We start from the raw sequence: 3,517 nt of genomic DNA, 5'->3' as shown, positions 1-3,517 counted from the left end.
CGCCTCGGTCCACCCGAGCAGCTGCAGGGTGTCACCGTCGCTGTCCTCAACGGGCACGCCGTGATCGGCGAGGATCTTCTTGCCGAAGTCCAGGTGCTCCTGGGGCACCATCTTGCGCAGCGTCTCGGTCAGCTCCTCGGCGGACTGGCCCGAGTCCATCCCCTCGTACTTGTTGGGGATGACGATGTCGACACCATAGGGGTGGTCGCCGATGTTCTCGTCGATCCAGTTGAGCTCGATTTCCAGCTGCTCGGGAGTGAAGCCGACCGCTCCGAGCACGCCGAACCCCCCGGCCTTGCTGACCGCCACGACGACATCGCGGCAGTGGGTGAAGGCGAAGATCGGGAACTCGATACCGAGTTCGTCGCAAATAGGGGTGTGCATTACAACTCCTGGGGCACTCGCCGAATTGGAACGTGTTCTAGTTTAGTACGGAGCCCACTGACGTGGCCAGCCGCCCCCGACCTGTGCCTTGCTACTACGACCCGTCGCCCAAGCGCGCTAGACAGCGACGCTGTGCGCCACCCACAGCGTGACGAACGTGAGCATGCAGCAGGCGCACAACAGGTGATCCCGGCACACGGATCGCGCCAGGCGCGTCTGTTCGGGCGGGCTGTCCTCGCGGTACCCGAGTCGCACCGCATCGGGCACCGTGTGGGTCAACGCCAGCATTGTCGGGATGCCCGCCAGGGCGGCGGACGCGACAAGGAGCCACGCGGGATCGCGCCCGTATGCGGCCATGAACACCAGCGTTCCCAGCAGCGTCACCATGACAAGCACGATCAGCCGGCTCATCGGCCGGGACGTGGTAGTCGCGCGGTGGTAGTAGGCCGCGATGGAGGCGAGCACGTTCTCGGGCAGATCACCCGGTTGCCGTCGGTGGCGCAGAACCTGAACGTCGAAGATCAGGTCCATCCACAGGATGGCGAAGAGGAATCCGGCGCATGCCGTGAGTAACGGGGCCATCGCGCTCACCCACCTCCGTTAGAACAGGTTCTAACGGTAGCCTCAGCCCCCATGGGACGCGTAGCCGACAAAGTCGCATTGATCAGCGGGGCCGCCCGTGGCATGGGGGCATCGCATGCCCGGCTGCTGGCGTCCGAGGGCGCCAAGGTGGTGATCGGCGACATCCTCGACGACGAGGGGCAGGCGCTGGCCGACGAACTCGGCGCCGCCGGGCGCTACGTGCATCTCGACGTGACCAGCCCCGAACAGTGGGCGACCGCGGCCGCGGTCGCGGTGGAGGAATTCGGAAAGCTCAACGTTTTGGTGAACAACGCCGGGATCGTGAACTACGGCCCGATCAAGACGTTCGACCTGACCAGGTGGCAGCAGATCCTCGACGTGAACGTCACCGGCACGTTGTTGGGCATCCAGGCCGTCGTCGACCCGATGATCGCCGCCGGCGGCGGCTCGATCGTCAACGTCTCGTCCATCGAGGGGATGCGCGGCGCGGCGTGGGTGCACGGGTATGTGACCTCCAAGTGGGCGGTCCGCGGCCTGACCAAGTCCGCCGCACTGGAATTGGCGCCGCATGGAATTCGCGTCAACTCGATACATCCCGGCTTCATCCGCACACCGATGACCGCCAAGCTTCCCCAGGACCTGCTGAACATACCGCTGGGCCGTCCGGGAGAGCCGCAGGAGGTGTCGACGTTCGTCCTCTTCCTGGCCAGCGACGAATCGTCGTACGCCACTGCGGCCGAGTTCGTGATGGACGGCGGACTGGTGGCCGACGTGTCGCATCGCGACCCCGACGCACACTGAAATCGTCTGCGCCACAACGCCTTTGTTTGACGCCTCCAGCGACCTCTTGATCGGGTCCGGTGCCAGCGGGTAGCGTAGTGCTTCCAATTACGAAACTGCGCGTAGCGTAATTTGGCATTCGTTCACCGAAAGGATTGCCCTTGATGCGCAGCCGTTACGCCGGCGATCCCTTCACCACGTCGACGTCCGAAATCGCGGCCGCGCTAGAGGATGTCAGCATCCCGACGCTGTTGCTTTCCCTCGTCCACATCACCGGCGACCCCCGATTCATCCGCGACTTCAAGCAGATGGGCATCTTCCTCAACGAAGTCCAGGGGTTCATGTCCGAGGAGGACAAGGCGCGGGCCCGGGCCGAGGCGGTGTCGGTGATCGCCGACTATCGGGACCGCGGTTGCCCCGAACCCGAACCGCTGAGCCCCGAACTGATCAGGGAAATGATGGACTGGGCGGCGTGTGAGCACGTTCCCGACGACTACCTCGCGCTGGTCTCCGAGGAGCTCGACCTCGACGGCGCCGACCCCCGGCGCCCGGCCGCCCTGGCGACCGACCGCACGGCAGAGTTCGCGGTGCTGGTGGTGGGATGCGGTGAATCCGGCGTCCTTGCCGGCGTCCGGCTCAAGCAGGCCAACATCGATTTCACGGTCGTCGAGAAGAACGCCGGCCCCGGCGGAACATGGTGGGAGAACAGCTATCCCGGCGCCCGCGTGGACGTCGCCAACCATTTCTACTGCTTCAGCTTCGAACCCAACAACGACTGGACACACTTCTTCGCCGAGCAGTACGAGCTGCAGGACTACTTCACCAAGGTCATGCGCAAGCACGACCTGAATGAACACGTGCGGTGGAACACCGAAGTCGTCGCCGCCGAATGGAATGACGACGACGGCGTGTGGAGTGTCGCGCTGCGGTCGGCCGACGGCCAGGCCAGCACCGTGCGCGCGCGGGCCCTCATCACCGCCGTCGGTCAGCTGAACCGGCCCAACATCCCTGACTTCGAGGGTGCCAGCAGCTTCGCGGGACCCGCGTTTCATTCCGCGGCCTGGGATCATTCGGTGGATCTGACCGGCAAGCGGGTCGCCCTCATCGGCGCCGGCGCCAGCGGATTTCAGATCGCACCCGCGATCGCCGGCGAGGTCGAGCACCTGACGGTCTTCCAGCGCACCGCGCAGTGGATGTTCCCGAATCCGATGTACCACGACGAGGTCGGCGACGGCGTGCGCTGGGCGATGCGCCACCTGCCGTTCTACGGGCGGTGGTATCGCTTTCTGGTGCTGTGGCCCGGGTCGGACAAAGGCCTCGACGCCGCCGAGGCCGACCCCAACTACGCCGACCAGGACTCGGCCGTCAGCGACATCAACGCCGCCGCGGCAATGATGTTCTCGCAGTGGATCACCAGCCAGGTCGGCGAAGGTCCGGACTCCCAGGAGCTGTTGGCCAAGGTGATGCCGGACTATCCGGCCTGCGGCAAGCGGACGCTGCAGGACAATGGGAGCTGGTTGCAGACCCTGCAACGGGATAACGTCGAACTCGTTCGCACGCCGATCCGCGAGATCACGCCGCGCGCTGTCGTCACCGAGGACGGCGTGACGCACGATGTCGACACCATCGTCTACGCCACGGGATTCCGGCACACCGATGTGCTGTGGCCGCTGAAGGTGACCGGTCGCAACGGAACCGACCTGCACGAGATGTGGGGGACCCGCCCCTACGCCTACCTGGGCATCACCGTCCCGGAATTCCCCAACTTCTT

Annotated in this window: 4 protein-coding genes; 2 read left to right on the top strand and 2 right to left on the bottom strand. The window is 65.4% G+C overall.

From position 1 onward, the window contains the following. Both JOZ00_RS05485 and JOZ00_RS05480 read right to left on the bottom strand, forming a co-directional pair. Positions 1-384 (bottom strand): nitronate monooxygenase (locus JOZ00_RS05485; protein WP_293340826.1); only part of this gene is annotated, 384 nt, incomplete at its 3' end. Between the two features lie 117 nt (positions 385-501). Next, positions 502-966: a hypothetical protein gene (locus JOZ00_RS05480; protein ID WP_293340823.1), complete on the bottom strand. Its 465-nt coding sequence runs from the start codon at positions 964-966 to the stop codon at positions 502-504. A 51-nt stretch (positions 967-1,017) separates the two neighbouring features. Between JOZ00_RS05480 and JOZ00_RS05475 the strand changes: the two genes are divergently transcribed. Then, a complete protein-coding gene (locus tag JOZ00_RS05475; protein ID WP_293340820.1) occupies positions 1,018-1,767 on the top strand; it encodes a glucose 1-dehydrogenase in 750 nt (249 codons plus the stop codon). A gap of 143 nt (positions 1,768-1,910) precedes the next feature. Then, positions 1,911-3,517: NAD(P)/FAD-dependent oxidoreductase (locus tag JOZ00_RS05470; RefSeq protein ID WP_293340817.1), on the top strand; the 1,607-nt coding region annotated here is incomplete at its 3' end.

The organism is Mycobacterium sp. (assembly GCF_019243155.1).
In the GTDB taxonomy this organism is placed as follows: domain Bacteria; phylum Actinomycetota; class Actinomycetes; order Mycobacteriales; family Mycobacteriaceae; genus Mycobacterium.
The sequence above is the reverse complement of the archived record's forward strand: the minus strand, read 5'-3'. Positions and strand labels throughout refer to the sequence as shown.

Bases quoted from the DNA above. Each gene is read 5' to 3' on its own strand.
- JOZ00_RS05480 (WP_293340823.1), bottom strand. From the start codon at position 966: ATGGCCCCGTTACTCACGGCATGCGCCGGATTCCTCTTCGCCATCCTG.
- JOZ00_RS05475 (WP_293340820.1), top strand. From the start codon at position 1,018: ATGGGACGCGTAGCCGACAAAGTCGCATTGATCAGCGGGGCCGCCCGT.